The sequence below is a fragment of the uncultured Flavobacterium sp. genome (assembly GCF_963975515.1).
GTDB lineage: Bacteria > Bacteroidota > Bacteroidia > Flavobacteriales > Flavobacteriaceae > Flavobacterium.
In genome coordinates this window covers 66,019-92,948 of record NZ_CAXBGY010000004.1, presented here as the reverse complement: position 1 = coordinate 92,948, position 26,930 = coordinate 66,019, and the positions used below count along the sequence as shown (strand labels likewise).

At 28.9% G+C, this 26,930-nt stretch carries 24 protein-coding genes and 1 tRNA gene; 14 read left to right on the top strand and 11 right to left on the bottom strand.

Features of this window, described 5'->3' with window-relative positions:
• Positions 1-20: 20 nt before the first annotated feature.
• Complete coding sequence (gene rlmN, locus AAC008_RS06785; protein WP_339888259.1) at positions 21-1,061, bottom strand: 23S rRNA (adenine(2503)-C(2))-methyltransferase RlmN; 1,041 nt, start codon at positions 1,059-1,061, stop codon at positions 21-23.
• Positions 1,062-1,130: 69 nt separating this feature from the next.
• Between rlmN and AAC008_RS06780 the strand changes: the two genes are divergently transcribed.
• Together AAC008_RS06780 and AAC008_RS06775 are read left to right on the top strand one after the other, a co-directional pair.
• Complete coding sequence (locus AAC008_RS06780; RefSeq protein ID WP_339888258.1) at positions 1,131-1,667, top strand: hypothetical protein; 537 nt, start codon at positions 1,131-1,133, stop codon at positions 1,665-1,667.
• Positions 1,668-1,669: 2 nt separating this feature from the next.
• The gene (locus AAC008_RS06775; protein ID WP_339888257.1) at positions 1,670-2,311 is read left to right on the top strand and encodes an O-methyltransferase; all 642 of its coding nucleotides are present in this window, start codon (positions 1,670-1,672) and stop codon (positions 2,309-2,311) included.
• Position 2,312: 1 nt separating this feature from the next.
• On the opposite strand, the gene AAC008_RS06770 is transcribed toward AAC008_RS06775, so the two are convergent.
• The 6 genes from AAC008_RS06770 to AAC008_RS06745 form a co-directional block, all read right to left on the bottom strand.
• Positions 2,313-2,873: a phosphatase PAP2 family protein gene (locus AAC008_RS06770; protein WP_339888256.1), complete on the bottom strand. Its 561-nt coding sequence runs from the start codon at positions 2,871-2,873 to the stop codon at positions 2,313-2,315.
• A 2-nt stretch (positions 2,874-2,875) separates the two neighbouring features.
• Positions 2,876-3,223, bottom strand: coding sequence for a twin-arginine translocase TatA/TatE family subunit (locus tag AAC008_RS06765; protein ID WP_339888255.1), 348 nt, complete (start codon positions 3,221-3,223; stop codon positions 2,876-2,878).
• 163 nt (positions 3,224-3,386) lie between these two features.
• Positions 3,387-5,654: a M1 family metallopeptidase gene (locus AAC008_RS06760; protein ID WP_339888253.1), complete on the bottom strand. Its 2,268-nt coding sequence runs from the start codon at positions 5,652-5,654 to the stop codon at positions 3,387-3,389.
• Positions 5,655-5,675: 21 nt separating this feature from the next.
• Complete coding sequence (locus tag AAC008_RS06755; RefSeq protein WP_339888252.1) at positions 5,676-6,179, bottom strand: DUF6702 family protein; 504 nt, start codon at positions 6,177-6,179, stop codon at positions 5,676-5,678.
• Positions 6,180-6,208: 29 nt separating this feature from the next.
• The gene (locus AAC008_RS06750; protein WP_339888251.1) at positions 6,209-7,024 is read right to left on the bottom strand and encodes a carboxypeptidase-like regulatory domain-containing protein; all 816 of its coding nucleotides are present in this window, start codon (positions 7,022-7,024) and stop codon (positions 6,209-6,211) included.
• Positions 7,014-7,826, bottom strand: a complete 813-nt coding sequence (locus AAC008_RS06745) for a hypothetical protein (protein ID WP_339888250.1) — start codon at positions 7,824-7,826, stop codon at positions 7,014-7,016. The genes AAC008_RS06750 and AAC008_RS06745 overlap by 11 nt, the downstream gene beginning before the upstream one ends.
• 127 nt (positions 7,827-7,953) lie before the next feature.
• Here AAC008_RS06745 and pepE point away from each other — a divergent pair, with 127 nt between their 5' ends.
• Complete coding sequence (gene pepE, locus AAC008_RS06740) at positions 7,954-8,661, top strand: dipeptidase PepE (RefSeq protein WP_339888248.1); 708 nt, start codon at positions 7,954-7,956, stop codon at positions 8,659-8,661.
• Between the two features lie 92 nt (positions 8,662-8,753).
• Here the strand turns inward: pepE and AAC008_RS06735 are convergent.
• A tRNA-Gly gene (locus AAC008_RS06735) sits at positions 8,754-8,826 on the bottom strand.
• A 136-nt stretch (positions 8,827-8,962) separates the two neighbouring features.
• On the opposite strand from AAC008_RS06735, the gene AAC008_RS06730 reads away from it, so the two are divergent.
• On the top strand, positions 8,963-9,403 hold the full coding sequence (locus AAC008_RS06730) for a GNAT family N-acetyltransferase (RefSeq protein WP_339888247.1): 441 nt from the start codon (positions 8,963-8,965) through the stop codon (positions 9,401-9,403).
• 40 nt (positions 9,404-9,443) lie between these two features.
• Positions 9,444-11,042: a L,D-transpeptidase family protein gene (locus AAC008_RS06725; RefSeq protein WP_339888246.1), complete on the top strand. Its 1,599-nt coding sequence runs from the start codon at positions 9,444-9,446 to the stop codon at positions 11,040-11,042.
• Here the strand turns inward: AAC008_RS06725 and AAC008_RS06720 are convergent.
• Positions 11,013-11,729: a murein L,D-transpeptidase catalytic domain family protein gene (locus AAC008_RS06720; RefSeq protein ID WP_339888245.1), complete on the bottom strand. Its 717-nt coding sequence runs from the start codon at positions 11,727-11,729 to the stop codon at positions 11,013-11,015. The genes AAC008_RS06725 and AAC008_RS06720 overlap by 30 nt on opposite strands.
• Positions 11,730-11,921: 192 nt before the next feature.
• Between AAC008_RS06720 and AAC008_RS06715 the strand changes: the two genes are divergently transcribed.
• From AAC008_RS06715 to AAC008_RS06675, 9 genes are all read left to right on the top strand, one after another.
• Entirely contained in the window at positions 11,922-14,333 is a 2,412-nt protein-coding gene (locus tag AAC008_RS06715) for a DUF5916 domain-containing protein (protein WP_339888244.1), read from the top strand.
• Positions 14,334-14,401: 68 nt separating this feature from the next.
• Positions 14,402-16,810 (top strand): DUF5916 domain-containing protein, encoded by a 2,409-nt coding sequence (locus AAC008_RS06710; RefSeq protein ID WP_339888243.1) that lies wholly within the window; start codon positions 14,402-14,404, stop codon positions 16,808-16,810.
• Between the two features lie 38 nt (positions 16,811-16,848).
• Complete coding sequence (gene gpmI, locus AAC008_RS06705) at positions 16,849-18,366, top strand: 2,3-bisphosphoglycerate-independent phosphoglycerate mutase (protein ID WP_339888241.1); 1,518 nt, start codon at positions 16,849-16,851, stop codon at positions 18,364-18,366.
• A complete protein-coding gene (locus AAC008_RS06700) occupies positions 18,366-18,887 on the top strand; it encodes a thioredoxin family protein (RefSeq protein ID WP_339888239.1) in 522 nt (173 codons plus the stop codon). The genes gpmI and AAC008_RS06700 overlap by 1 nt, the downstream gene beginning before the upstream one ends.
• 191 nt (positions 18,888-19,078) lie before the next feature.
• Complete coding sequence (locus tag AAC008_RS06695) at positions 19,079-19,726, top strand: leucine-rich repeat domain-containing protein (protein ID WP_339888238.1); 648 nt, start codon at positions 19,079-19,081, stop codon at positions 19,724-19,726.
• Between the two features lie 12 nt (positions 19,727-19,738).
• A complete protein-coding gene (locus AAC008_RS06690; protein WP_339888237.1) occupies positions 19,739-20,410 on the top strand; it encodes a TetR/AcrR family transcriptional regulator in 672 nt (223 codons plus the stop codon).
• Positions 20,407-22,062, top strand: a complete 1,656-nt coding sequence (locus AAC008_RS06685; protein ID WP_339888235.1) for an ABC transporter ATP-binding protein — start codon at positions 20,407-20,409, stop codon at positions 22,060-22,062. The genes AAC008_RS06690 and AAC008_RS06685 overlap by 4 nt, the downstream gene beginning before the upstream one ends.
• 6 nt (positions 22,063-22,068) lie before the next feature.
• On the top strand, positions 22,069-23,421 hold the full coding sequence (locus tag AAC008_RS06680) for a biotin/lipoyl-binding protein (protein WP_339888233.1): 1,353 nt from the start codon (positions 22,069-22,071) through the stop codon (positions 23,419-23,421).
• A 143-nt stretch (positions 23,422-23,564) separates the two neighbouring features.
• Positions 23,565-24,953, top strand: coding sequence for a TolC family protein (locus tag AAC008_RS06675; protein ID WP_339888232.1), 1,389 nt, complete (start codon positions 23,565-23,567; stop codon positions 24,951-24,953).
• Positions 24,954-25,155: 202 nt separating this feature from the next.
• Here AAC008_RS06675 and AAC008_RS06670 read toward each other — a convergent pair whose 3' ends face one another.
• Entirely contained in the window at positions 25,156-25,506 is a 351-nt protein-coding gene (locus AAC008_RS06670; protein WP_339888231.1) for an RNA-binding protein, read from the bottom strand.
• 117 nt (positions 25,507-25,623) lie between these two features.
• Positions 25,624-26,898, bottom strand: a complete 1,275-nt coding sequence (locus AAC008_RS06665) for an acetyl-CoA hydrolase/transferase C-terminal domain-containing protein (RefSeq protein WP_339888229.1) — start codon at positions 26,896-26,898, stop codon at positions 25,624-25,626.
• Between the last annotated feature and the right edge of the window lie 32 nt (positions 26,899-26,930).

Genomic DNA, 26,930 nt, shown 5'->3' with positions numbered 1-26,930 from the left:
ATTAGTTTTCAGTAAAAAACTTAAGACTTATTGGCTAATTGACCACAAGCAGCATCAATATCTTTTCCACGACTTCTTCTAACTTTTACAGTAATCTTGTTTTTTTCTAAAGCAGTAATATAATCTTTAGTTGCTTGTTCTGAAGCTTGTTGAAATTCTCCATCATCAATTGGGTTATATTCAATCAAATTGACTTTACAAGGTACATATTTGCAGAATTTGACTAAAGCATCAATAGATTGCTTATCATCATTAATTCCTTTCCAAACTACATATTCGTATGTTATTGCGCTTTTTGTTTTTTGATACCAATATTCTAAGGCTTCACGCAATTCTGGTAAAGGAAAATTTTTGGTAAAAGGCATGATTTTATTTCGAGTTTCTTCGATTGCAGAATGAAGAGAAACAGCTAACTTGACTTTTGACTCATCATCAGCCATTTTTTTAATCATTTTTGAAACTCCAGAAGTAGAAATTGTGATTCTTTTTGGTGACATTCCCAACCCTTCTTTTGAAGTAATCATCTGAATAGATTTCATTACGTTTGGGTAATTCATTAAAGGTTCTCCCATTCCCATAAAAACAATATTTGACAAAGGCCTGTCAAAATACAAGCGACTTTCGTTATCAATCGCTGCAACTTGATCATAAATCTCTCCTGGTTCAAGATTTCGCATACGTTTTAAACGAGCTGTTGCACAAAAACTACAATCTAAACTACAACCAACCTGACTTGATACGCAGGCAGTTGTTCTAGTTTTTGTTGGAATAAGTACACTTTCTACAATTAAATCATCGTGCAAACGAACAGCATTTTTTACGGTTCCGTCTTCACTTCGTTGAATTGTATCAACTTTTATATGATTAATTACAAAATTAGCTTGCAACATTTCGCGAGTTTCTTTTGAAATGTTTGTCATAGCCTCAAAAGAATGAGCACTTTTGCTCCACAACCATTCGTAAACTTGATTTCCTCGAAAAGCTTTATCTCCATTTTTTTCGAAAAATTCGCGAAGTTGTTCTTTCGTTAAAGCCCTTATGTCCTTTTTTGTCGTTTGCATTTGGCAAAGTTAGTTTAAATTGTTTAGGTGTTAAATTGTTTATTTGTAATTTTGAATAAAATATAAATAATGAAAAAAAATTGCATGCTTTTAATAACGTCTTTTTTAATTAGTTGTTCTACTAGTATCAATAGTAATCATAATGTTGACTCAAAAAATCTAAAAGGATATTATGCTTATACTTATAAAGAAATACCATCAAAAGAAGTTTTTTTTCTACCTGAAAAATATGAAATCATTTCGAAATCTAATTATGGAAACACATTAAACCAACACTATGTTTGTATTACAAATTCAGAATTAGATGAGATTCAAATTAGTAGTAAACACTTAAAAACAAAAAACAAGACTTATACTCAAAGAAAAATAGCTAACATATTTTGGTTAGAACTTTCTTGGCTAGAAAAAGCAAATTCTATTTTTAAAGATTCTAATTTAGAAATAAAAAATAGTATTATCTATAATATATTTAAAAAAAATAAGGAACACACAATACTATTAGGAATAAAAGAAGGTAGAAAGATTTATATTGAACTTATAAATCCTTCAACAACTTATGAAGAAGAATTAATAAAAGTTAAAGATTTATTTAATAAAATAAGATAAAAATGAATTTCATATCAGAAGAATTAGAAGATTACGTTGCAAACCATAGTCAAAAAGAGCCTCAACTTTTGAAAGAGTTGGATATTGAAACGCACCAAAAGATTATGCAACCTCGAATGTTGAGTGGTCATTTTCAAGGTCGTGTTTTGAGTATGTTGTCTAAAATCATTAATCCAAAACATATTTTAGAAATTGGAACTTACACAGGTTATGCTGCTTTATGCTTGGCAGAAGGTTTGCAAAAAGATGGCACTTTAGACACGATTGATATTAATGAAGAGTTGGTTGAGATTCAGGAAAAATATTTTGGATTATCTGACTTTAAAAATCAAATTTCTTCCCATTTAGGTGATGCTTTGGAAATTATTTCGAATTTGAATAAAAAGTTTGATTTAGTTTTTATTGATGCTGATAAAGAAAATTATATCAATTATTATAATATGATTGTTCCTATGATGAATAAAGGTGGAATAATTTTGTCTGACAATGTATTATGGAGCGGAAAAGTTTTAGAAGAATTGAATCCAAAAGATACAAGCACAAAAATTTTAGTTGAATACAACAAATTAATCAACGAAGATTCAAGAGTTGAAACTGTTTTATTACCTATTCGTGACGGCTTATCAGTTACAAGAGTATTATAGTTTATTTATAAAAAAATTTATTCATGAATAAAGTATATAATTTATAAAAGATAATTGCATTTATAATTCCAAAGACATAACCTGTTACTATATCTAACGGAAAATGCAATCCTAAATAAATTCTACTGTAAGCAAAGATCAGCGGAAAAAAGAATAATAAATAAGTATGTTTATAGTATTTTCTAATTATCAGAAAGATAAGCATTGTTGAACCCATTGAATTAGAAGCATGGCCTGAAAAGAAACTAAAAGAATCCCTATGAATGACAATTCTAATTGCATCTTTAATTTCAGGGTTATTACATGGTCTAAGACGTTGAAATCCGCTTTTAAACAAATTAGTAATCTGATCTGTAAATGTTATTAAAAGCGCCAAAAAAACAACAATAATTCCAAAATTTTTCCAGCCTACTTTTTTTTGAATTAAATAAAAGATTCCAATAAACAAGGGAGACCAATAAATTTGTTTTGTGATTATGCTCCAAAAATCATCATAAGGAGCGCTTCCTAATCCGTTTAAAAAAACAAATAATTCCTTATCTAATTTTAATAGTTCTTCCAAAATTAATGTTGTCTTTTAATAGGTCCTGATAAATTTTCGATATCTTCTTTTACTTTAACAATAGGATTAGTAATATCTGATGCTATATTTTCCATTGGATTTACAGCTTTTGCAATTCCTTCTTTTGCTTTTTTAATTTCGTCAGAAATTCCTCCAGTTAATGAATTTACATCAACTCCGTTTTCTGTTGCACTTCTTTGGATTTCGCTTTTAATTTCGTTAGACGCATTTTTTAGTTGTGCCATTGTTTTTCCCAAAAATCGAGCGACATCTGGAATTCCTTTGGAACCAAAAATCATAATTGAAATTAATATAATGAAGAAAAGTTCTCCTCCTCCTATTCCGAACATGGTATTGAATTTTATTTACTGTGCAAAGTTACAAAGAAAAAAAGAACCTTTGCCAAAGTTTGAAATTTTGACAAAGGTTTAACTTATTTTATAATCATATTTGGGTTTTGCCACCCCGCCTTTTAGGCACCCCTCCAAAGGAGGGGAAATATAAAAAACACTACTATTTCTTTTCTAATTCATCAAACTTAGATTTTGCTGCTTCTTTTGGCCATGTGTTGTTTTCCACATCAATATCAGCTGTTTCTAATTTCGGATCTAATTGAATTTTTACAATCTTTTTTTCTGTTGCAAAAACACGTTTAGCTGTATCGTTATTCATTCTCCATATTTGAGCTGGGAATTTTTGAGTTTCAGAAGTTCCGTCTTCAAATTGTAATTCAACAATAATTGGCATAATCATTCCTCCTGGTTTTTCGAATTCTACTTCGTAGAAAAATTTAGGGGATTTTAATTCACGTTTTTCCTCTGCAGTATAATGTTCACTAACATAATCAGCTAACATTTTTACATCTTTTATTTCAAATGCTTTTTTATTCTTAGCATTAAATTCTTTGTGATTTGCATCAACAAGATAAATAAATGGTCCTTCATCATAAGTAAAACGACCTGTTCTCATTTTATAATCCTTCATTTCTGAAGTTGGTTCCATGGAAACATAATATTCTTTAACTTCTTTAATTCCTAAATCAACATAATCCGTTGAATAGAACCATCCTCTAAAAAACCAATCTAAATCTACTGCAGAAGCATCTTCCATTGTTCTAAAGAAATCTTCTGGAGTTGGGTGTTTAAATTTCCAACGTTGAGCGTAAGTTTTGAATGCATGATCAAATAATTCATGTCCCATAACTGTTTCACGAAGAATATTTAAACCTGTTGCTGGTTTTCCGTATGCGTTTGAACCAAATTGAAAAATATTTTCAGAATTTGACATAATTGGAGCAATAAATTTTTGGTTTCCTTTCATGTATGGTACAATTTTAGCCGCTGGACCTCTATCTGTTGGGAAATTTGCATCAAATTCTAATTCTGTTAAATATTCTAAGAAAGTATTTAAACCTTCATCCATCCAAGTCCATTGTCTTTCGTCTGAATTTACAATCATTGGAAAATAGTTGTGACCAACTTCGTGAATAATTACACCTAACATTCCGTATTTAGTTCTGTCAGTATAAGTTCCGTCTTTTTCTGGACGACCAAAATTCCAACAAATCATTGGATATTCCATTCCTTGATCTTGCGCTGAAACTGAAACAGCTTTTGGATAAGGATAATCAAACGTATGTTTTGAGTATGTAACTAAAGTTTGAGCAACTGCTTTTGTAGAAAAATCTCCCCAAAGTGGATTTGCTTCTTTTGGATAAATAGAAATTGCCATTGGTTTAACCGTTTCTAATTGAACAGCCATTGCATCTAACATAAATTTACGTGAAGTAGAAAATCCAAAATCACGCACATTTTTTGCTTTAAAGTGCCAAGTTTTCTTTTTATCTGAAAAACCTTTTTCTGCTTTTTCTGCTTCAGCTTGAGTAACAATGATTACTGGTTTATCAAAAGTGTTTTCTGCCTTTTCCCATCTTTTAACTTGCTCAGAAGTATAAACATCTTTTCTGTTTTGAAGTTCACCAGTTGCTTCCATAATATGATCTGCAGGAACGGTAATACTTACATCATAATCTCCAAAAACTAGAGCAAATTCACCTCTTCCCCAAAACTGCATATTTTGCCAACCTTCTACATCATTATAAACAGCCATTCTTGGAAAGAATTGAGCCATTACAAATAAGCGATTTCCGTCTTCAAATTCCTCATAACCAGAACGGCCACCAACTACTCTATAGTTATTAATGTTATACCACCATTTGATTGAAAAAGTAACTTTTTCTTTGTTTTTTAAAGGTTTATCCAAATCAATTCGCATCATTGTGTTATTGATTATATATTTCATTGGGTTTCCTTTAGCGTCTTTTACATATTCTAAATTATGCCCTCCATCAAAACCTTTCTCCATAAATTCTTTAGCAAATTTATCTTCTGTTAAAGCTGGACTTATTCTTTCGTTACCAACTAAAGGAGTTTGAGAAGTACGAGAACGCATGTTTTGATCTAACTGAATCCACAAATAATCTAATGATTCTGGAGCATTATTTGTATAAGTTATAGTTTCTGTTCCGTATAATTTTGCATTTTTATCATCTACCTCAACATTGATTTTATAATCTGCTTGTTGTTGATAGTAAGCTGGTCCTGGTGCACCAGAAGCCGTTCTAAACATATTAGGCGTTGCTAATAAGTCATACATTTGACGAAACTTATTTTCGTTATAATGTCCTGGTTCTTTCTTTTTGTCTTCTTGTTTTTCTTGGGCATTAATTGTCCCAAAAAAAGTAAGAAAAGCACAAAAAATTAAAGTTAATTTAGTTTTCATTAGGTTAGTTATAGTTAGTAATTAAAATTCTATTTCTTCTTTTGTATTGCTATTAGTAAACAAAAAACTTTTTTTGTTACTGTTTATGTTAATATGAAGCAAATTTTGTTGCTCAGAAAACTGTTCTGTTAAGATTGTATTATAAATGTTTAATGATTTTATTTTTCCTGAATAGCTTATTTTATGATAGCAAATAAGCACGTCATCTTCATATTCTTTTGCTAAAAGAATCATTTCTTGCGACTTATTATTAACTGAAATTTTAAATTTTTCTTTAAAATAGGCTGTAATTAACTCATCAGCTTCTTTACTTTCCTTAGAAGTTGCTAAATTTAATTTCTTCTTAAACTTAGTTTCCAGAGCTTTTTCTATATCATCAATAAAAACTCTTGATGTAATTTGAAACTCCTTTTTATCTACCTTATAATCTACTTGATAAACTCCAATATAGAATTTATGAGTTGAAAATGAAGTAAATGATAATGATAAAAAAAACAAAACAGCTGTAATAATAAACCTTTTCATTTAGCAAATATAAAATTTTATTCTTCTTTTTATAGTTTTTTAAAAGCTTCTGCCTTAGAAATTAAATATTCTATTAGTTTTAAATGCTTTTCTGGTTTTAAAAACTCAACTAATTCACTTGCTGAAGTTTCTGAAAAAGCTAAAAACATTGGAATATCTTCATTTTTAATTTTTAATTGATTCACAAAAAAATGATTCGAAAATTGTTCTTTCATGTGTTCGCCAAAAGGTTTTGAAGCCACGTCTTTTAATCGTTTTTCATTAAAAGCTTTTTCCGAAGAAGATATTTTTTTCTTATCACTTCCCACTAATTCTTTAATACCTTTTCCAATAAATCCAAAAATCGCTAAAAAATTCACTGGCGTTTGCGCTAAAGTTGTTGGCATAGCTGTGTTTATTACTCTTGTTTCTCGTATGTCTTTTGGTTTCATTTTAGAAAAATCAATCGCTAGATTTGGAGTATACGTTTTTATTCTTCCCGTATCCACTTCTAAAACGCCTGTTAAAGTATAAGGCGAAACTTCAACTTCATTTAGTTCATTAATTTTTGTTCTTAAATATATTTCTAAAATCTGTTTTTCTAAATCTGTTTTTTGAACAATATATTTTGTGGACAAATAAGCTAAACCTTGAATTACTAAGGTATCTTTTTCTCTAATCTTTATTGAAAACTTTCCATCTATATCTGTTACAGCTCCAATATTAGAAGAAACATTAAAAACTGTAATATTTTCTACATCAAGAGAATCAGATTTTATTTTTCCAACAATTAAATCTCTTTCTTTAACTTGAGAAAATGAAAGAAACGAAACTAATAAAAAAATATAAAGTAGTTTATTTTTCATCTTTATCTTCTTTAATTTGTTGGGATTGATTTTCTTTTCTGTCTTGAGGATTTAATGGAATTTGCTTTAATTCTAAAAATTCTACAGCTAATTGATGTAATAAAAAAGTAGCTCGTGTTTTGTTTTTATCACGCATTGCGTTTGAAAACGGAGCATCTTCAACAACATAATAGATAAATCCATCAACATATTCTTCTGGAATATATAAGGTTTTAACCAAATAATCATTATCAAAATAATCTAATGTTTTCTCTTGTAGAATTTCTTTTCTTTCAATGATTAGCTCCTTTTTAAGCATGTTAGTTCTTCCACTAACTTGATTAATTAAACCATCAACACTCATTCCTCCAAGTGGAATTAACAATGGGCTGTACCATTTTAATGTTCCTGCTGCTCTAAGATTTCTTTCCGCTTTTGTGTATGTTTTTGGTGCTTTTTGAAGAATCCCTAAGGATACAGCATTTATGTCTGGATATTCAGTTAAAACAACTTCTTTAAGATATTCGGTTGAGGGCGCTATTGGAATTAAAACCAACTTTTGAGTAGTTTCTTCTCTTGTAACAACATGTTTTTTCTTTTCTAAAAAAACGGCACTGAATAATAATGTATCTGAAACTTTTGCTTTAATCGTAAAATAACCTTCACTATCAGAAATAGTCCCAGCAATATTGGTAATATTAATAATATGAACTCCATCTAAACCTTTAATTTCGGACACAATTTTCCCTTTAATTATAGAATCATTTTGAGCCACAATTAGTAAAGGAAAAAGTAAAATAAATAGAAGTAGTTTTTTATGCATAAAATTTGATTATTTCTTTTGTAAATATAATTGATTGAATTCATAACAAAATCTAAAAGGATTATAAACTTATGTTAAGGCAAAAATGTAAATTTGTAATTATATGATAGATTTAAATCAACTATAAATGAAAAAAATAATTATTGCAAGCACATCAACTCTTCACAATGGTGGATATTTAGATTATTTACTTCCAACACTTAAACTTCATTTCGAAGGAGTGAAAAATTTACTTTTCGTCCCTTATGCAAGACCAAGTGGTTTAACTCATAGCGAATACACTGAAAAAGTAAGCGAAACTTTTGCAAAAATTAATATAAATGTAAAAGGCATTCATGAATTTCAAAATGCAGTTGAAGCTATTGAAAAAGCAGAAGCTATTTTTATAGGTGGAGGAAATACGTTTGTTTTAGTAAATGAACTTTATAAAAACAATGTTTTAGACAGTATTGAAGAGGCCGTAAAAAAGGGCACACCATATTTAGGAACAAGCGCAGGAAGTAATATATGCGGTCTAACAATGGGAACAACAAATGATATGCCTGTAACTTATCCACCAAGTTTTAGAACATTAGGTTTGGTTTCATTTAACATCAATCCACATTATCTAGATCCAGATACAAATTCAACACACATGGGTGAAACTCGTGAAACTAGAATAAAAGAATTTCATTTTTATAATCCACAACCCGTTTTAGGATTGAGAGAAGGAAGTTGGTTAGAAGTAAAAGGTAATTCAATTAAATTAAAAGGAAGTTTAACAGCTCGTTTATTCAAACGCAATGAAGACACAATTGAAATTGAAACAGAAACAGAGCTAGGAGATTTAAAATAAAGAAAACAGAAAATAAAACTTATTTTCTAAATATCTAAATGGTATAAAAACAAAACAGTCTAACCTTTTGAGTTAGACTGTTTTTAATTAAGAGCGAAAGACGAGGCTCGAACTCGCGACAACCAGCTTGGAAGGCTGGAGCTCTACCAACTGAGCTACTTTCGCATTAACATGGTGCAAATATACAGTAAATCTTTTTTTAATTGCAAATTTTTAATGAAATATTTTACTGTTTTTTTATCCTAAATTTACATTAATTTAATTATTCAACTTAACCAATTAATAAACAAATCTTTAGAAATTGATAACGATTAAAGAAATTGACAAAAAAAATACATATCCTGTCAGACATTTGGTCTTAAGAAAGGGAAAACCTATTGAATCTTGCTATTTTGAAGACGACGAAAAAGATTCAACGAGACATTTTGGGCTTATTTTAGATGAAAAAATAGTAGGAGTAGTTTCATTATTTGAGAAAAAAAACGAATATTTCAATGAAAACAAACAATTTCAGATTAGAGGAATGGCTGTTTTAGATGAATATCAACAAAAAGGATATGGAAAATTATTGATTCAGGAAGTTGAAACTTATTGTTTAAAGTTAAATATTGACTTAATTTGGTTCAATGCAAGAGAAAGTGCTAAGAGTTTCTATCAAAAATTAAATTATAAAACAAATGGCAAACCTTTTGATATAAAAAACATAGGATTACATTATATTATGTTTAAGAAACTGATATAGCATTTTTTAATTTTTAGAAATAAAACTATATTTGGAATATATGAGTAAAAAAAAATACTTTCTTTTTATACTTTTTACGATTGTTTTTTTACATAGCTGTAAAGAAAAAACAGTTCCTGCAAAAGAGTCAAATTTTATTGTGGATCAAGATTCTATTGATCATATTATCAAACCTGAATTTTTAGAAAAAGAAAATGATGTCATTAAAGAGCTTTATGCTTCTTTTGACAATAAAATAATTTGGAATGATGATAAAAACAGAAAAACGTTAATTGATTTTATAAGAAACAGTGAACAAGAAGGTTTATTTCCTGAAGATTATCATTTAAAAGAAATAGATTATTTTGAAAAAAACAGAGCAAAAATAGGTTATAGTGATTATCAAACTTTTGATTTATTACTTTCAAACGGATTTAAAAATTTAGCCGACCATTTGCATAAAGGAAAATTAAATCCAAGAGATTTATACAATGATTGGGATTTGCCTTATAAAAGTCCAATTAAAATTAAAAAGATAATAGAAGCCATACAAAATAAAGAAATCAATGATTTATTAATTGATGTAGCTGTAAAAAATAAACCTTACGTAGACTTAAAAGAAGGCTTGAAGTCTATATTAGAGAAATCAGACTATAATTTCCCAAAAACTGTTGTTGAAACTAAAATTGTTGCGAATGATTCTTCTAAAACGATTCAAATCATAAAACAAAAATTAGTTTATTGGAATGATTTATCTTCTAATAACGGAACTGCTATTTATGATCCTGAAACCATAAAAGCCGTAAAAAAGTTTCAACAGCGAAATGGTTTATCTGCTGATGGAGTAATTGGAAAAGGAACTGTCGAAGCATTAAATTATTCAAAAGAAAAACGAATTGAACAATTAAAAGTCAATTTAGAACGATGGAAATGGTTTCCAGAAGATTTTGGAGAAAATTACATCTTCATAAACATTCCAGAATACAAACTTCATTTTGTGTTTGAAAATGACACTATAGAAACTAAACGAATTGTGGTTGGAAAACCATCTAGAAAAACACCAATATTAACTTCAAAAATTAATAATTTAGTTTTTAACCCAACATGGACTGTTCCTCCTACTATTTTAAAAGAAGATCTGGTTCCTTCTGCTTCAAAAAACCTTAGTTATTTTACTCGTAATCGAATTACTATTTTCAACAACAAGAAAGACACTGTTAATCCAAAAGAGTGGGATTATGAAAACTACAAACGATATAGATACGTTCAAAGACCTGGTTATAATAACTCGCTTGGTTTAGTTAAATTTAATTTTCCTAATAAGTACATGGTTTATTTGCATGACACTAATCATCGAGAATATTTTTCGCGATCGTATAGAGCCTTAAGTTCAGGTTGTGTTCGTATTGAAGAACCTCTACCTTTTGCAAAGACAATGTTGATGAAAGATAATGAAGAATTATGGAAAGAATCTGAAATTGACACTATAATCAAAAAAGCAAAAACCAAAGTTGTTCCAATAAAGATTAATGTGAAAGTATTTCAATTATATTACACATGCTGGGTTGAAAAAAAGCAAATTATTTTTTGTCCAGATGTTTATAAATTAGATGATGAGTTGTACGAAAAATTAAGACATAAGTCCCTTGACAAGACTTGATTTTCTTGAAGGATGATAAATAAACAGTACCGATTTATTTTTAATTTTAGAAATAATTTTGCTTGTTAAATCACTTGGCAAAGCAGGACAACCTTGACTTCTTCCTAATCTTCCATTATTTCTAGCAAAAGCTTCACTCACATAATCAGCACCGTGAATTACGATTGCTCTTTCTCTAGCGTTATCGTTTATCCCTTTTTCAATTCCGTCTAACTTTAAAGAAGAACCATGTTTTCCTGTATAAATTTCGGCAGTTAAATAAAAACCCAAACTACTTTTATAAGATTCTGATTTATTTGAAAAATTTGTTGCAAATTCTTGACCAGAATTCATTCCGTGAGCAACTAGTGTATGAAATAAAACCTCATTAGAATCCATATCAATAACCCACAGTCTTTTTTGGTTTGAAGACAAACTAAAATCAATTATAGTTAAAATACTATTATCTAATTTATTTTGAGATTTTAAATTTTCATATCCTTCAAAAGCTACTTCAAAACTTTCAAGTGAAGGTACTGTTGTAGAGTTTTCTTCAATCAAAGAAAATTTTTGTTCAGTTTTTGAAACTGTGTTGTTTTCTGCTAAACGCATAACAACTTCTTGCTTAGTGGAATTTATTGCTCTCTCTTTTGTAGGTTTAATCGAGAAGAAACTTAAAAAAACAATAAAATAAATTTTATAAACCATTGATAATTAGTTATTAATATTTGTCTTGGGGATGGCAAATGTAATTATTTTTATAAAAAATAAAAAAAAATTAACACTTTTTCTGAAAAATACGGTTTAACCGTAAAAATTAGATAGTTTTAACGCAAATATTTTTATATTATTGTTCATATTTAAGATTATTAACGATACTGTCCTATTTATCATACCTATATGAATACCAAAAATATTCTTTTTTTAGTTTTTTTATACTTTGCAAATACAGTAAATGCACAAACTTCTAGTAAAAAGGTTGCCCTAGCTCATAGGGTTAATACACATATATCTATAGACGGAAAATTAAATGAAGAGGAATGGAAAAACGCATTACCTTCAACTGATTTCATTATGTTTTATCCAGACAATGGAAAAGAAGAAAATAAGAACAAAAAAACTGAGGTTAGAATAATATATGATGATGATGCAATTTATGTTGGAGCAATCATGTATGACAATCCCGAAAACATATTGCAAGAAATAAAACTTAGAGATGAATTTGGAACTTCAGATCATTTTGGAGTTTTTTTTAATGGTTTTAATGACAATCAATTAGAATATCGTTTTTTTATTAGTGCAGCTGGTGTTCAACTAGATGCAATTGCAACTTCTGCCGGAGAAGACTATTCGTGGGATGCTATTTGGGATTGTAAAGTAAAAATCACAGAAAATAGTTGGGTTGCAGAATTTAAAATTCCTTATGCTGCTTTGCGTTTTTCTGAAAAGGAAAAACAAACTTGGGGTTTAAATATGTTTCGTGACATTAAAAAAGACAACACTAGTTATTGCTGGAATTTCATTGACAGCAAACTCAATGACGAAGTTGTTCAGGCAGGAATTCTTGAAGGAATTGAAAATATAAAACCTCCTACTCGATTGTTTTTTATTCCTTACACTTCATATTATCACAATAATAATGATAGTGGTTCAAACAATAAATTCAAAATAGGCATGGATATAAAGTATGGAATCAATGACTCCTTCACTTTAGACGCTATACTTGTGCCTGATTTTGGTCAAACTACATTCGATAATGTAAATCTAGTATTAGGACCTTTTGAGCAGCAATTTAATGAAAATAGACCTTTTTTTACAGAAGGGACAGATTTATTTAACAAAGGAAATTTATTTTATTCACGAAGAATTGGTGCATCACCAACTATAGAACCAACTGTAACTTCTGAAGAAGAAATTACAGAATACCCAAACACAACTAACTTATTAAATGCAACTAAAATTTCTGGCAGAACATCTAAAGGCCTAGGTATTGGTTTTTTAAATGCAATTACTGAAAATACTTATGCTACAATTTCAAATACTACAACAAATAATACTAGAAAAGAATTAGTTGAACCAATTACAAACTTCAATGTTTTTGTTTTAGACCAGCGTTTTAGAAAAAATTCTTCTGTTTCTTTTATCAATACAAGCGTTGTTAGAAATGGCACAGGAAGAGACGCAAATGTTTCTGGATTAGTTTTTGATTTAAACACCAAAGCAAATAGCTTTAAATTATCAGGTGACACTAAATTTAGTTATGTAAATAATTTAGACGAAATTAAAAGAGGAACAAATTCTTCACTTTTTATTGGTGATACTAAAGGAAAATATCAATATGGTTTTGGTTCTGGATATATTTCAAAAGAATATGATCACAACGATTTAGGTATTCTTTTTAGAAACAATTATTATTCTTTTAATGCCAATGCAAGTTATAGAACTTTAAAAAAAACAAAAACATTTAATAACATAAGGCTTAAAACAGAATTAAATTCAGAATTTGAAAACTCAACAGGCAAACTACAATTAGGAACAATAAGTTTTTCCTCTCTTTCATATAATTTAAAGAACGATATTCTTCAATTTAGTATTGAAGGAAGTCCTTTTGAAACTTTTGATTTTTATTTCCCAGGGATTGATGGTAGGTTTAATTACAATCCAAAATACATTGAATTTACTTCTATAATTTCATCAAATAAAAATAGAAAATATTCTTTTGACTTAACGAATAACTTCATTAAACACGACCAACCAGGACGTAAAAGCTATACACTTTCGGTAGGACAACAATATCGTTTTAATGATAAGTTTTACGTTCGCTATACCGCAATAGGCATAAAGAACAGAAATGACATAGGTTTAATTGATTATGACAATTCTGAGATCATCTATGCAAGAAGAAACATCAACACATTAGAGCATCAATTTACTAGTAAATACTCCATTAACAATGTGATGAACTTTAATTTAAAAGTAAGGTATTATTGGGCACATGCTATAAATAACAAGTTTCTAACATTAAGAGAAGATGGTTATTTTGATAACAACTTAACTTATAACTTAAACAAAAACATTAATAGAAACATTTGGAATTTTGATTTTTCATATACGTGGTGGTTTGCACCAGGTAGTTTAGTTTCTGTCTTATATAGAAACAATTCCAGTCTACAGGAGCGTGCCTTTAACACAAATTTTGGAGATAATTTTAGAAACGTTTTATCTAACAACCCAAATAACGCCATTTCAATTAGTTTTAGATATTATATTGATTATAATCAAGCGAAAAATGTTTTTAAACACAGGGAATGAAATCTTAATATTTTCTTAAAAAAAGTTCAAAAAAAAAATAAAAAGTAATTTTGCAGAAATCATCAATCATGAAATCACAAATAATCACTTTTTTAATTTTAATTTTTTCTTGTTATTCTTATGGACAAGAAACTACAACAATTCCAAAAAAACAACTTCAAGCAGCTTTTGGTTCTATTTCTATTGATGGAGAATTAAATGAAGAAGATTGGAAAAATGCTCAAATTGCGAAAGATTTCATTTCTTTTGAACCCAAAAATGGAACTCCAATACCACAAGAACTAAGATCAGAAGTTAAAGTAATTTATGACAATGATGCCGTTTATATTGGAGCTACACTTTATGACAGCGAACCATCAAAAATTTTAAAAGAAATTACTGAAAGAGATGATTTTGGAACGAGTGATCTATTTGGGGTTTTTATAAATGGTTACAACGATGGTCAACAAGATTTTCAATTTTATGTTTCTGCAGCAAACGGTCAAGCCGATTGTAATTTTACATCTCAAGACGGAGAAGATTATTCTTGGAATGCAATTTGGAGCAGTAAAGCAAAAATCACCGATGAAGGTTGGGTTGTAGAAATAAAAATTCCTTATGCTGCTTTGCGTTTTCCAAGTACAGACATTCAAACTTGGGGAATCAATTTTTTTAGAGAAGTTAGAAGAAGTAGACAAAAATACACTTGGAATCATATTGATAATAAAATCGGTGCTTTTTCTCAACAAGCCGGAGTATTAAATGGTATTCAAAAAATTACTCCTCCTACTCGATTGTTTCTTATTCCTTATGCATCAACTTATGTTAGTTCAAATAATGGAAAAACCCTAATAACTCCAAAAATTGGACTAGATATTAAATATGGACTAAATGATGCTTTTACATTAGACGCAATATTAATTCCAGATTTTGGACAGGTAAAGTATGATAATGTTGTTTTAAATCTTGGCCCATTTGAACAACAATTTAATGAAAATAGACCTTTTTTTACTGAAGGAACAGATTTATTTAACAAAGGAAGCTTATTATACTCTAGAAGAATTGGCTCATTACCAAACTTTGAACCAGAATTAGCCTCTAACGAAATTATAGAAGATTCTCCAACTTCAACAAATCTATATAATGCTGTAAAAATTTCTGGTAGAAATAATGATGGTTTAGGTATTGGTTTTTTAAATGCAATTACTGTAAATACTTATGCTAATGTTAGAAATACAGACAATAACTCAATAAGAGATGTCTTAATATCACCTTTAACCAATTATAATGTTACTGTTTTTGATCAACGTTTTAATCAAAACTCATCGGTGACTTTTATTAATACAAATGTAACAAGAGATGGTGATTTTAGAGATGCAAATGTTTCAGGTTTACTTTTTGATTTAAATACTAAAGCAAACACTTATAATTTAGCAGGAAAAGTTACAATGAGTAGTGTTTATGATTTAAAAAACACTAGCGGAATAAGTTCGTCGATTTATTTAGCCGAAACTGCTGGAAAAATCAGATATAGTTTAGGTGCAGATTATATTTCAAAAGATTATGACAATAATGATTTAGGTATTAACTTTTTGACTAATTATTATGACATTTTTTCAAATGCTAGTTATCGTATTTTAAACCCAACAAAATATTTTAATTCATTTAGAGTGAACTTGAATAGCTATTTAGAATTTAACAACACTTCTAATTATATTCAAGATAATAATTTTAATATTAATATAAATTCAAGCACAAAAAAGAATCATTATTTCGGATTTGGAATTAGCACTAGACCTATTGAAAGCTATGATTATTATGAAGCAAGAGTAAGTGACCGCTATTTAATACTTCCTGAATATTATAGTAGTTTCTTTAATATTTCAACTAATTATAATAATAAATTTGCAATCGATGTTAATGCAGAATATTCAAAAGTAAATGAGAAAGGTAGAGAAAACTATAGTTTAAGTGTAAGTCCAAGATATAGATTTAGCGATAAACTTTCTCTAATTTATGCCATAAGTCCATACATCCAAAAAAACAATATTGGTTGGGTTGATTTTTTAAGTGATTCTGATGAAATTATTTTAGCAAGAAGAAATAGAAACACACTTAACAACACATTAACTGGTAAATATTCTATTAACAGTCAAATGAATTTTAGTTTATCCGTTCGCCATTATTGGTCATTTGCAGAAAATAATTCGTTTTACACCTTACAAGAGAATGGTAGATTACTTGAAAACTTAGCATATAATGCAAATAAAAACTCAAATTTTAATACATGGAATTTAGATTTATCTTATTCTTGGTGGTTTGCTCCAGGTAGTCAAGCAACAGTTTTATATCGAAATAACGCTTCAGATTTTAATAGAAATATTAATAAGAGTTATGGTAGCAATTTAAACAATGTTTTTTCAGACAATTTGAATCATACACTTTCTGTTAGCATTCGTTATTTTATTGATTATAATCAAGCTAAAAATTGGTTGTAATTTAATACCTTTGGAATTGTTAATTGAAAACAAAACCAATGTATAAAAAAGTAATCTTAATGATATTAGATGGCTGGGGGAAATCTCCTGACCCTAAAGTATCTGCAATTGACAATGCCAACACTCCTTTTATAGATAGTTTATATACTAAATATCCAAATGCTCAATTAAGAACTGACGGATTAAATGTGGGTTTGCCAGAAGGTCAAATGGGAAATTCTGAAGTAGGCCACATGAATCTTGGAGCAGGAAGAATTGTCTATCAAGATTTAGCTAAAATCAACTTAGCTGTTGCTAATAAAACCATGAATCAAGAAAAACCGCTAATGGATGCTTTTGATTATGCCAAGAAAAACAATAAAGCTGTTCATTTTTTAGGATTAGTTTCAGATGGTGGAGTTCATAGCCACACTTCTCATTTAAGAAGTTTGATTGATGTTGCACAAACAGAAGGTGTTCAAAATATGTTTGTTCATGCTTTTACTGATGGTCGTGATGTTGATCCAAAATCAGGTGTAAATTACATTACAGATTTAAATAAGTATTTACAAAATACCAATGCAAAATTAGCTTCTGTAATAGGTCGTTATTATGCAATGGACAGAGACAAACGTTGGGAAAGAGTCAAATTAGCCTATGATTTATTAGTAAACGGAATTGGTACAAAAACTTCTAATGCAGTTGAAAGCATCAGACAAAGTTATGCTAATGATGTTACTGATGAATTCATTCAACCCTTAATTGTTGTTGATTCTAATAGCAATCCTCTTTCTGTAATTAAAGAAGATGATGTTATTATTTTCTTCAATTTCAGAACTGACAGAGGTCGTGAGTTAACCGAAGCGTTATCACAAAAAGATTTTCATGAGCAAAACATGCATAAGTTGAAATTGTATTATGTTACGATGACAAATTATGATGACACTTATTCAAACGTTCATGTTGTTTATGATAAAGATAACATTACAGAAACTCTAGGTGAAGTATTAGAAAAAGCCAACAAAAAACAAATTAGAATTGCTGAAACTGAGAAATATCCTCACGTTACATTTTTCTTTTCTGGTGGTCGTGAAGAACCATTTATTGGTGAAAGTAGAATCTTAAAGAACTCTCCAAAAGTAGCTACTTATGATTTACAACCAGAAATGAGTGCCTTTGAATTAAAAGATGCATTAGTTCCGGAACTTAAAAAAGGTGATGTTGATTTTGTATGTTTAAATTTCGCGAATGGTGATATGGTTGGTCATACTGGAGTTATGGAAGCAGCAATTAAAGCCTGTGAAGCTGTTGATATTTGTGTAAAAGAAGTAGTTGAAACTGCTTTAGAAAACAATTACACCACAATAATTATAGCGGATCACGGAAATTGTGAAACCATGATTAATCCAGATGGAAGTCCAAATACGGCTCACACAACTAATCCAGTTCCAATTATTTTGGTGGATAAAGAATTAAAAAATATTAACAATGGTGTTTTAGGTGATTTAGCTCCAACAATTTTGGAATTAATGGGAATAAAAAAACCTGAAGCCATGACATGTAAATCTTTATTATAATGAAAAAAACAATTTTACTCCTACTACCTTTTATATTTTTGAATTGTAGCCCAACAGGAAAAATCATAACAACTAACAGCGAAAAAATGCTAATAGGAAAAGCCACAAAATCTGATTTAGAAAAAGCTCCTTTTGATGCTTGGTACACTTCTGGTTATAATGAATACAAGCCAAATGAAGAAGTTACAAATCAATTAAAAGACAAAGTAACCAATATTACCGTAACTATTTTTATGGGAACTTGGTGTGAAGACAGTCATGATCAAGTACCAGATTTCTATAAAGTTTTAGAAGCTTGTCAATTTAAAGAAAGAGGAATTACTTTAATTGCAATGGATAGAAACAAAACTACTCCAGATACTTATGAAAATGGATTAAACATTACAAACGTTCCAACTTTTATTTTTTATGAAAAAGGAGTTGAAATCAACAGAATTGTTGAATCTCCAATAAAAAGCTTAGAAGAAGATATGTTAGAGATTTTAACTGGATCTTCATATAAACCCAACTATTTCAATTAATTACTATTTTATTTATTAAAAATTATCCTGATTTATTCAGGATTTTTTTTTGAACAATTCTTAACCAAAAGTTAAACTTTTAATTATTGATAGTATTACTATTATATTTGCATCAACAAACTACCGTAATTGTTTGCTGATTATTTTACTTAATGTAATAAGTAAAAAATAAACTCTTAAAAAATATAGATATGAAAAATTGCATAAATCACTTAACATTTGCTTTACTACTTGTAATTACTAATATTTCAGTAGCTCAAACAAAAACCAGTAAAGATTCTATTGTAGAAAAAAATATTGAAAATGCCATATTACATCCAGATGAAGTTATTCGTTTAGATTTGAGTAATCAAACCATAAATTTTGATAAAATTGATTTATCTCAATTTAAAAATCTTGAATATTTAAGTTTAGAAAATGAGCACTTAAAAGAACTTCCAAAAGGAATAAGTTCATTAAAAAAGTTAAAAACGCTTAACCTGAGTGGTAATGATTTCATGAATTTACCTTCAGATTTTGGAAATTTAGATTCTTTAGAAGAATTATTTCTAAATGACGAAAAGAATTTCAAATTTAATGAAAACATTAAAACCCTTTCTAAGCTTCCAAACCTTAGAACACTTCACCTAGAAAACGATAAATTAAAAAAATTGCCATCAGAAATAAAATTACTTCAAAATTTAAGGTCATTATACCTAAATAATAATAACTTTAAAAAAATTCCTTTAGATGTTCAAGGATTACAAAATTTGCAATATTTAGATTTAAAAGATAATTTTATAAATCAAGAAGATATTGATATTTTAAAATTAAATTTCGGGTTTCAAATAAATCTTTAACTGATTGAAAAAATGCATAACTTATTTAATAATTTTAAGATTACCATAAATGACAAACTTTATGTAAAAGACCCTGAAACATCTGATTTAGGAAAAAAAATACTTCAAAATAGCATAATACTAATTGATGAGATTGGTTTTGAGTCGTTTACATTTAAAAAATTAGGTGAAAAAATTCAATCTAATGAAAGTTCTATTTACAGATATTTTGAAAACAAACATAAACTTTTAATATATTTATCTTCATGGTATTGGTCTTGGGTAGAATATAATTTAGTGTTTGGCACCAATAACATGTCTAGTCCAATAGAAAAGTTATCTGTAGCCATAAAAATAGTCACTCAAAATATTATTGACGATAAAAACACACTTCATATAGATGAATCTATATTAAATAGAATTATCATTTCAGAATTTACAAAAACGCTTTTAACCAAAGAAGTTGATGAAGAAAACAAAGAAGGTTTCTTTTTAACATACAAAAGAGTTATCCATAGATTAATAGAAATGATAGAATCTGCAAATCCCAATTATCCCTATGCAAAGAGTTTAGCTTCATCCATTATTGAAGGTTCTTTACATCAAAACTATTTAAAAGAACATTTTAAAACAATAACAAGTCTATCAGAAAACGATTGCTTATCTGATTTTTACATTCATATGGTTAAAAAAGTAATATCATGACCCCAATTCAGAGATTTAAAAACTTAATCGCAATTGACAAAAAAGACATTTATCAATTACTAATATATGCCGTTTTAGCAGGTTTAATTAGTTTATCTATTCCATTAGGAATTCAAGCTATTATAAACTTTATACAAGCTGGTCAAGTTAGTACATCATGGATTGTGTTAGTAATTATTGTAGTTGTTGGAGTTGCTTTTGTTGGTATTCTAAAAATAATGCAATTCAGAATTACAGAAAACTTACAACAAAAAATATTTGTTCGTTCCTCGTTTGAATTTGCTTATCGTTTTCCTAAAATTAAATTCAACCAATTATATAATTATTCTCCACCAGAATTAGCTAATAGATTTTTTGATACATTAACAGTACAAAAAGGGTTTTCAAAATTAATATTAGAAGTATCAACTTCCGCACTACAAATAATTTTTGGTATTTTGTTATTATCATTATACCATCCTTTTTTTATCTTTTTTGGAATAATATTATTGGGATTACTTTATTTAATTTTCAAAATAAACTTTGATGCTGGTTTAAAATCTAGCTTAAAAGAGTCAAAATACAAATACAAAGTTGCGCATTGGTTGCAAGAAATAGCTAGAAACCATTTAAGTTTTAAAAACGAAAAACTATTTGATTTCTCATTACAAAAAAATGACACTTTAGTCAACGAGTATTTAAAACATCGCGAAAGTCATTTTAACGTATTAAGAAAACAATTTATTCAGTTAACAGGTTTTAAAGTTCTAATTACTGCTGGTTTATTAATTATTGGTGGAATTTTAGTTTTAAAACAACAAATGAATATTGGTCAGTTCGTTGCAGCAGAAATTATCATTATTACTATAATAACAGCTGTTGAAAAACTTTTTTATGGATTAGAATTATTTTATGATGTGACTACTTCATTAGAAAAATTGGGTTCTGTAGTTGATTTAGAATTGGAAAAAGAAAAAAATGAGGTTACTTATTTCATTCAAGATGAAGAGATTTCGCTAGAAACAGAACAATTAACATTTCAATTTCCTGATGCTGATTTACCGGTAATTAAAGACATAAGTCTAACAATAAATCCAAAGGATAGAATTCTAATTCAAGGAGAAAATGGTTCTGGAAAAACTACTTTATTGCGTTTATTAGCCAGACTTATTGAACCATCAACGGGAACAATTTTCATAAACAATACCAATTATAAAAAATTCGCAATTGATGAATATCGCTCAAAAATTGGTGTAATAACTATAAACGATAGTTTGTTTGAAGGTACTATTAAAGAAAATATTACGTGTAACAATCCTTTAATTACAATGAAAGAGGTTACCGAAGTTTTAGATAAATTAAATCTAACAACACTAATAAAATCTTTACCAAAAGGCTTAGATACTGAACTACATTCAGAAGGTAAGCAAATAAATTCTTCAACTGTTCAAAAAATACTTTTAGCCAGAAGCATTATTTTAAAACCTAAAATTCTTTTCCTAGAAGAGCCAACAGATAAATTAGACAAAGAAACTGCTAAAGAAATAATTGATATGCTTACTGACAAAAGTAATCCTTGGACATTAGTTGTTGTTGCAAAAGACAACCATTGGAAAACAAAAAGCAATAAAATATTCAATTTAGAAAAAGGATCCTTAAAACCTGTTAAATAAAAAACGATGCTAAACATTACCAATAATAGAATCGATCAATGGGTTGAAATGAAAAAATACAAATCAGCCAAGATTTTTGAAGAAAACAAAAACTACTTAACTATAAAACAAATCATTTGGGTTTTAACAATATTACTGTTGATATTCTTATTTTTACCTTGGACTCAAAATGTTTCAGGATCAGGAACAGTAACAACTTTAAAACCAAATCAAAGACCACAAACAATTCACTCAACCATTGCAGGAAGAATTGAAAAATGGTACGTAAACGAAGGTGATTTTGTAAAAAAAGGAGATACTATTTTATTTATATCTGAAATTAAGGAAGATTATCTTGATCCAAATTTAGTTGAAAATACCGGACGACAAGTTGATGCTAAAGAAAGTTCGGTTACTTCTTATGCTTCAAAAGTACGAGCATTGGAAAGCCAAATAGGAGCAATCGGAAACGAAAGAGCCTTAAAATATAAACAAGCACAAAATAAATTAAAGCAATCCTATTTAAAAGTACAAAGCGATAGTATTGATTATGAAGCTGCAAAAACGCAATTAACCGTCTCAAAAACACAATATAATCGTGCTATAAACTTAAACAAAGAAGGTTTAAAACCATTAACTGATGTTGAAGAAAAAAGAGTTAAGCTGCAAGAATCTGAAGCAAAAATCATAACTCAAGAAAACAAATACATAACAGCACAAAATGAAGTTTTAAATGCTAGAATGGAATTAAACAGAATTCTAGCAGAATATTCAGAAAAAACAGCCAAAGCACAAAGTGATAAACAAACGGCTTTAAGTTCACAATTTGACACAGAAGCTCAAGTAAACAAACTTAAAAATCAATATACAAATTACCAAATCAGAAATGGAATGTATTACATACTGGCACCACAAAATGGTTATGTCAACAGAGCATTGCAGTCTGGATTAGGTGAAACTATTAAAGAAGGAACCCCAATTGTAAGCATAATGCCTTCAGATTTTGATATTGCCGTTGAAACTTTTATTTCTCCAGTAGATTTTCCATTAATCAATAAAGGAGAAAAAGTAAGAGTTTGGTTTGACGGTTGGCCATCAATAGTATTTAGTGGTTGGCCTGGAGCATCTTACGGAACTTTTGGTGGAGAAATAGTAGCAAAAGAAAGATTCATAAGCGAAAACGGAAAGTACAGAGTATTAATTGCACCGGATTCAAGCGAAAAAAAATGGCCTAAAGAATTAAGTATTGGTGCCGGAACACAAACCATAGCTTTATTAGAAGATGTGCCAATCTGGTTTGAGATATGGAGAACTTTAAACGGATTTCCACCCAATTATTATCAACCAGAAAATGGTAAAAACGATAAAGCTAAAAAATAGAAACAGCTGGCTTGGGCTTTATCTAGTTATGTAATTCCTGCTTTTCGCTCTACAAGGTAGTTGCTACAATCAGGGTTAGAAAGAGAAAGGTTATTGATTATTTATAAAGTTTTTTAAATTTTCAGAAAAAGACAACATACAAAATGAACAAAGCAATTTATATACTATTCCTTTTAGTAACTTCGGTTTTATTCTCACAAGAAAAGAACTTAAAAGAATTTACTTTCAATGAATATTTGGGTTATGTAAAAAAATACCATCCCTTAGTAAAGCAAGCTAATTTAAAACTTAGTGAAGCTCAAGCAATTTTAATGCAAGCTCGTGGTGCTTTTGATCCAAAATTAGAGGCAGAATACAACGAAAAGCAATTCAAAGACCAAAACTATTATTCTATTTTTAATGGTAGTTTTAAAATTCCAACTTGGTACGGAATTGAAGTAAAAGCAGCTTTTGACAATAACGAAGGTATTTATGTAAATCCAGATATGACTTTGCCAAATAGTGGTTTAACTTCATTAGGAATTACTGTACCTATTGGTCAAGGATTATTCATCAATCAAAGAATGGCTGATGTTAGAAATGCTAAATTACAGCAACAATTAAATGAAGCCGAAAGAAATTTAGAAGCTATTGAAGTACTTCACAAAGCATCAATGGCTTATTTTGAATGGAAAAAAAACTTTAACGAAGTTAAATTATATCAAGATTATTTAAAAAACGCAAATGTTCGTTATAAAGGTGTTTTAAAACTAATTGAACAAGGAGACAAACCCGCAATTGACAGCACAGAAGCTGGAATAACAGTAGATTTAAGAAGATTAAATTTAGAAAATTCGAATCTAAAATTACAAAAATCAAGGTTAGAATTATCAAATTATTTGTGGCTAGAAAACAATGTACCTATAGAATTAGACGAAGCTCTTTTTCCTGAAAATGAACTGCAAAAAACAATAAAATCTACTCTTGAAACTAATAATTTATTGGATTTTGACATTAACACTCATCCAAAAATAAATGCATTAAGTACTAAAATTAATATGCTAAAAACTGAACAACAGTTAAGTGCAAATATGCTTTTACCAAAAATAGATTTAAGTTATAATTATCTTTCAGAACCAAGTGCTTTTGATAATTATCGCTTTCAGGATTATAAAGTTGGAGTGAATTTTGCATTTCCCATTTTCTTAAGAAAAGAAAGAGCAAAATTAAAGTTGGCCAAACTAAAAGTGCAAGACACAGAATATTCATTAGCTTCAGAAAGAGTAAATCTTAAAAACAAAATAGAAGCCCAACAATTTGAAATTGCATCATTAGAAAGACAAATAAACATAAACAACAGGTTGGTTCAAAACTTCAACACAATGCTTTTTGGTGAAGAACGCTTATTTACTTTAGGGGAAAGTTCGTTGTTTTTAATCAATTCTCGTGAGAATAGTTTAGTAACATCACAAATAAATGCATTAAAATTAGAAAATGAATTTTATAACGCAACTGTCGATTTATATAGAACAATTGCAAATCCTAACTTGTAAGCAAACTAATTAAAAGCACTTCGACAAGCTTAGTGTGACAATGAAGTATGAATTAATTATAAGGAAATATGAAAATAATATTTCTAAATTTACGAAATGACAATTCAAAACTTAGATACCAGTCTGAACTTGTCGAAGACATTTTTAAGCAAAAAAAATCCCGAAACACATCGGGATTTTTCTTTGTTGTTTAAAAGAAATATTAAAAACGACCTCCACCTCTATTGTTGTCTCTGTCGTTATAACCACCTCTTCCACCACCACCAGTGTTTCCACCACGGTTATTGTTAAAGCTTCTTCTTTCTCCTTCTGGTTTTGGCTCTGATTTGTTAACTACGATAGTTCTTCCATCAATTGAACCTCCATTTAACTCATCAATTGCTTTTTGAGCTTCTTCATCACTTGGCATCTCTACGAAACCAAATCCTTTACTTCTACCTGTGAATTTATCAGAAATGATTTTTACTGAATCAACAGCACCATACTCTTCAAAATAACCTCTTAAATCTGCTTCCTCAATACTGAATGGAAGACTTCCTACGAAAATGTTCATCTAAAAATTGTTTTATTGGCACAAAGATAATCTTTTATTTAATACAAAATTTATTTATTCTATTTATTTTCAAAGAATTAGATAAATAAACATCTGATTATAAGGCAACAAATTGAATTACAAACAATTTACCATATCAAAATACTCTCTTTCAATTCGTTCTTGATGCGTTGGATGAGCAATTCTTACCAATTCTTTTATTCTTTGTTTTAACGATTTTCCATATAAATCTGCAATACCGTTTTCTGTAATGATAAATTGAACATGCGAACGAGTTGTAACAACTCCTGCTCCTTGTTTTAAAAACGGAACAATTCTACTTTCTCCTCTTTTTGTAATTGACGGCAAAGCAATAATAGCTTTTCCACCTTCACTTAATGATGCACCACGGATAAAATCCATTTGTCCACCAACACCAGAATACATTCTACTACCAATTGAATCTGCACAAACCTGACCCGTTAAATCAACTTCAATTGCAGAATTAATTGCTACCATATTATGATTCTTTCTAATTCTTGCTGTATCATTTACAATTGAAGACTCTTTCATTTCTATAAACGGATTATCGTCTACAAAATCATATAATCTTTTAGAACCCATTAAAAAAGTGGCCAATGCTCTTCCTCTAAAAGAACCTTTATAATTACAATTAATTACGTCTTTCTCAATTAAATCTATAACTCCATCAGAAAACATTTCTGTATGCAGTCCTAAATCTTTATGGTTAGTTAATTTACTTAATGCAGCATTTGGAATAGAACCAATTCCCATTTGAAGCGTACTTTTATTTTCTATTAAAGACGCCACATAAGTTCCTATTTTTTCTTCTTCTGCTGAAAAAGGAACAACATCATGAGCATAAATTGGAACATTGACATCAACTAGAAAATCAATTTCTGATTCATGTAAAATTCCGTCTCCAAAAGTTCTTGGCATTTGTGGATTTACTTGTGCAATAACTATTCTAGCATTTTCTATGGCTGCAACTGTAGCTTCTACTGAAACTCCAAGCGAACAATAACCATGTCTATCTGGTGGAGAAACATGAATAAAAGCCACGTCTAATGGCAATACATTTTTTCTAAATAATCTTGGCAATTCGCTTAAAAAAACGGGTGTATATGTACCGTTTCCAGCTTTTAATGTGTGACGAACATTAGCTCCTAAGAAAAATGAGTTTACATGAAAACTTTCTGCTAATTCTGGATTTGCATAACGTGCTTCTCCTTCTATGTGTAAATGGCAAATTTCTACGTTTCTTAATTCTGATGCTCTTTCTGTTAATGCGTTTGCTAATATTGTTGGTGCAGCTGCTGCTGCTTGTAAATAAACTCTATCTCCTGATTTTACTACTTTTACAGCTTCTGCTGCAGTTACATACTTACTCATACCTTTTAATTTTAATGCAAAGATACCTTTGA

Excerpts from the sequence above, each read along its gene's own strand:
- rlmN (WP_339888259.1), bottom strand. The coding sequence starts at position 1,061 with ATGCAAACGACAAAAAAGGACATAAGGGCTTTAACGAAAGAACAACTT.
- AAC008_RS06780 (WP_339888258.1), top strand. The coding sequence starts at position 1,131 with ATGAAAAAAAATTGCATGCTTTTAATAACGTCTTTTTTAATTAGTTGT.
- AAC008_RS06775 (WP_339888257.1), top strand. The coding sequence starts at position 1,670 with ATGAATTTCATATCAGAAGAATTAGAAGATTACGTTGCAAACCATAGT.
- AAC008_RS06765 (WP_339888255.1), bottom strand. The coding sequence starts at position 3,223 with ATGTTCGGAATAGGAGGAGGAGAACTTTTCTTCATTATATTAATTTCA.
- AAC008_RS06760 (WP_339888253.1), bottom strand. The coding sequence starts at position 5,654 with ATGAAAACTAAATTAACTTTAATTTTTTGTGCTTTTCTTACTTTTTTT.
- AAC008_RS06755 (WP_339888252.1), bottom strand. The coding sequence starts at position 6,179 with ATGAAAAGGTTTATTATTACAGCTGTTTTGTTTTTTTTATCATTATCA.
- AAC008_RS06750 (WP_339888251.1), bottom strand. The coding sequence starts at position 7,024 with ATGAAAAATAAACTACTTTATATTTTTTTATTAGTTTCGTTTCTTTCA.
- AAC008_RS06745 (WP_339888250.1), bottom strand. The coding sequence starts at position 7,826 with ATGCATAAAAAACTACTTCTATTTATTTTACTTTTTCCTTTACTAATT.
- pepE (WP_339888248.1), top strand. The coding sequence starts at position 7,954 with ATGAAAAAAATAATTATTGCAAGCACATCAACTCTTCACAATGGTGGA.
- AAC008_RS06725 (WP_339888246.1), top strand. The coding sequence starts at position 9,444 with ATGAGTAAAAAAAAATACTTTCTTTTTATACTTTTTACGATTGTTTTT.
- AAC008_RS06720 (WP_339888245.1), bottom strand. The coding sequence starts at position 11,729 with ATGGTTTATAAAATTTATTTTATTGTTTTTTTAAGTTTCTTCTCGATT.
- AAC008_RS06715 (WP_339888244.1), top strand. The coding sequence starts at position 11,922 with ATGAATACCAAAAATATTCTTTTTTTAGTTTTTTTATACTTTGCAAAT.
- AAC008_RS06710 (WP_339888243.1), top strand. The coding sequence starts at position 14,402 with ATGAAATCACAAATAATCACTTTTTTAATTTTAATTTTTTCTTGTTAT.
- gpmI (WP_339888241.1), top strand. The coding sequence starts at position 16,849 with ATGTATAAAAAAGTAATCTTAATGATATTAGATGGCTGGGGGAAATCT.
- AAC008_RS06700 (WP_339888239.1), top strand. The coding sequence starts at position 18,366 with ATGAAAAAAACAATTTTACTCCTACTACCTTTTATATTTTTGAATTGT.
- AAC008_RS06695 (WP_339888238.1), top strand. The coding sequence starts at position 19,079 with ATGAAAAATTGCATAAATCACTTAACATTTGCTTTACTACTTGTAATT.
- AAC008_RS06690 (WP_339888237.1), top strand. The coding sequence starts at position 19,739 with ATGCATAACTTATTTAATAATTTTAAGATTACCATAAATGACAAACTT.
- AAC008_RS06685 (WP_339888235.1), top strand. The coding sequence starts at position 20,407 with ATGACCCCAATTCAGAGATTTAAAAACTTAATCGCAATTGACAAAAAA.
- AAC008_RS06680 (WP_339888233.1), top strand. The coding sequence starts at position 22,069 with ATGCTAAACATTACCAATAATAGAATCGATCAATGGGTTGAAATGAAA.
- AAC008_RS06675 (WP_339888232.1), top strand. The coding sequence starts at position 23,565 with ATGAACAAAGCAATTTATATACTATTCCTTTTAGTAACTTCGGTTTTA.
- AAC008_RS06670 (WP_339888231.1), bottom strand. The coding sequence starts at position 25,506 with ATGAACATTTTCGTAGGAAGTCTTCCATTCAGTATTGAGGAAGCAGAT.
- AAC008_RS06665 (WP_339888229.1), bottom strand. The coding sequence starts at position 26,898 with ATGAGTAAGTATGTAACTGCAGCAGAAGCTGTAAAAGTAGTAAAATCA.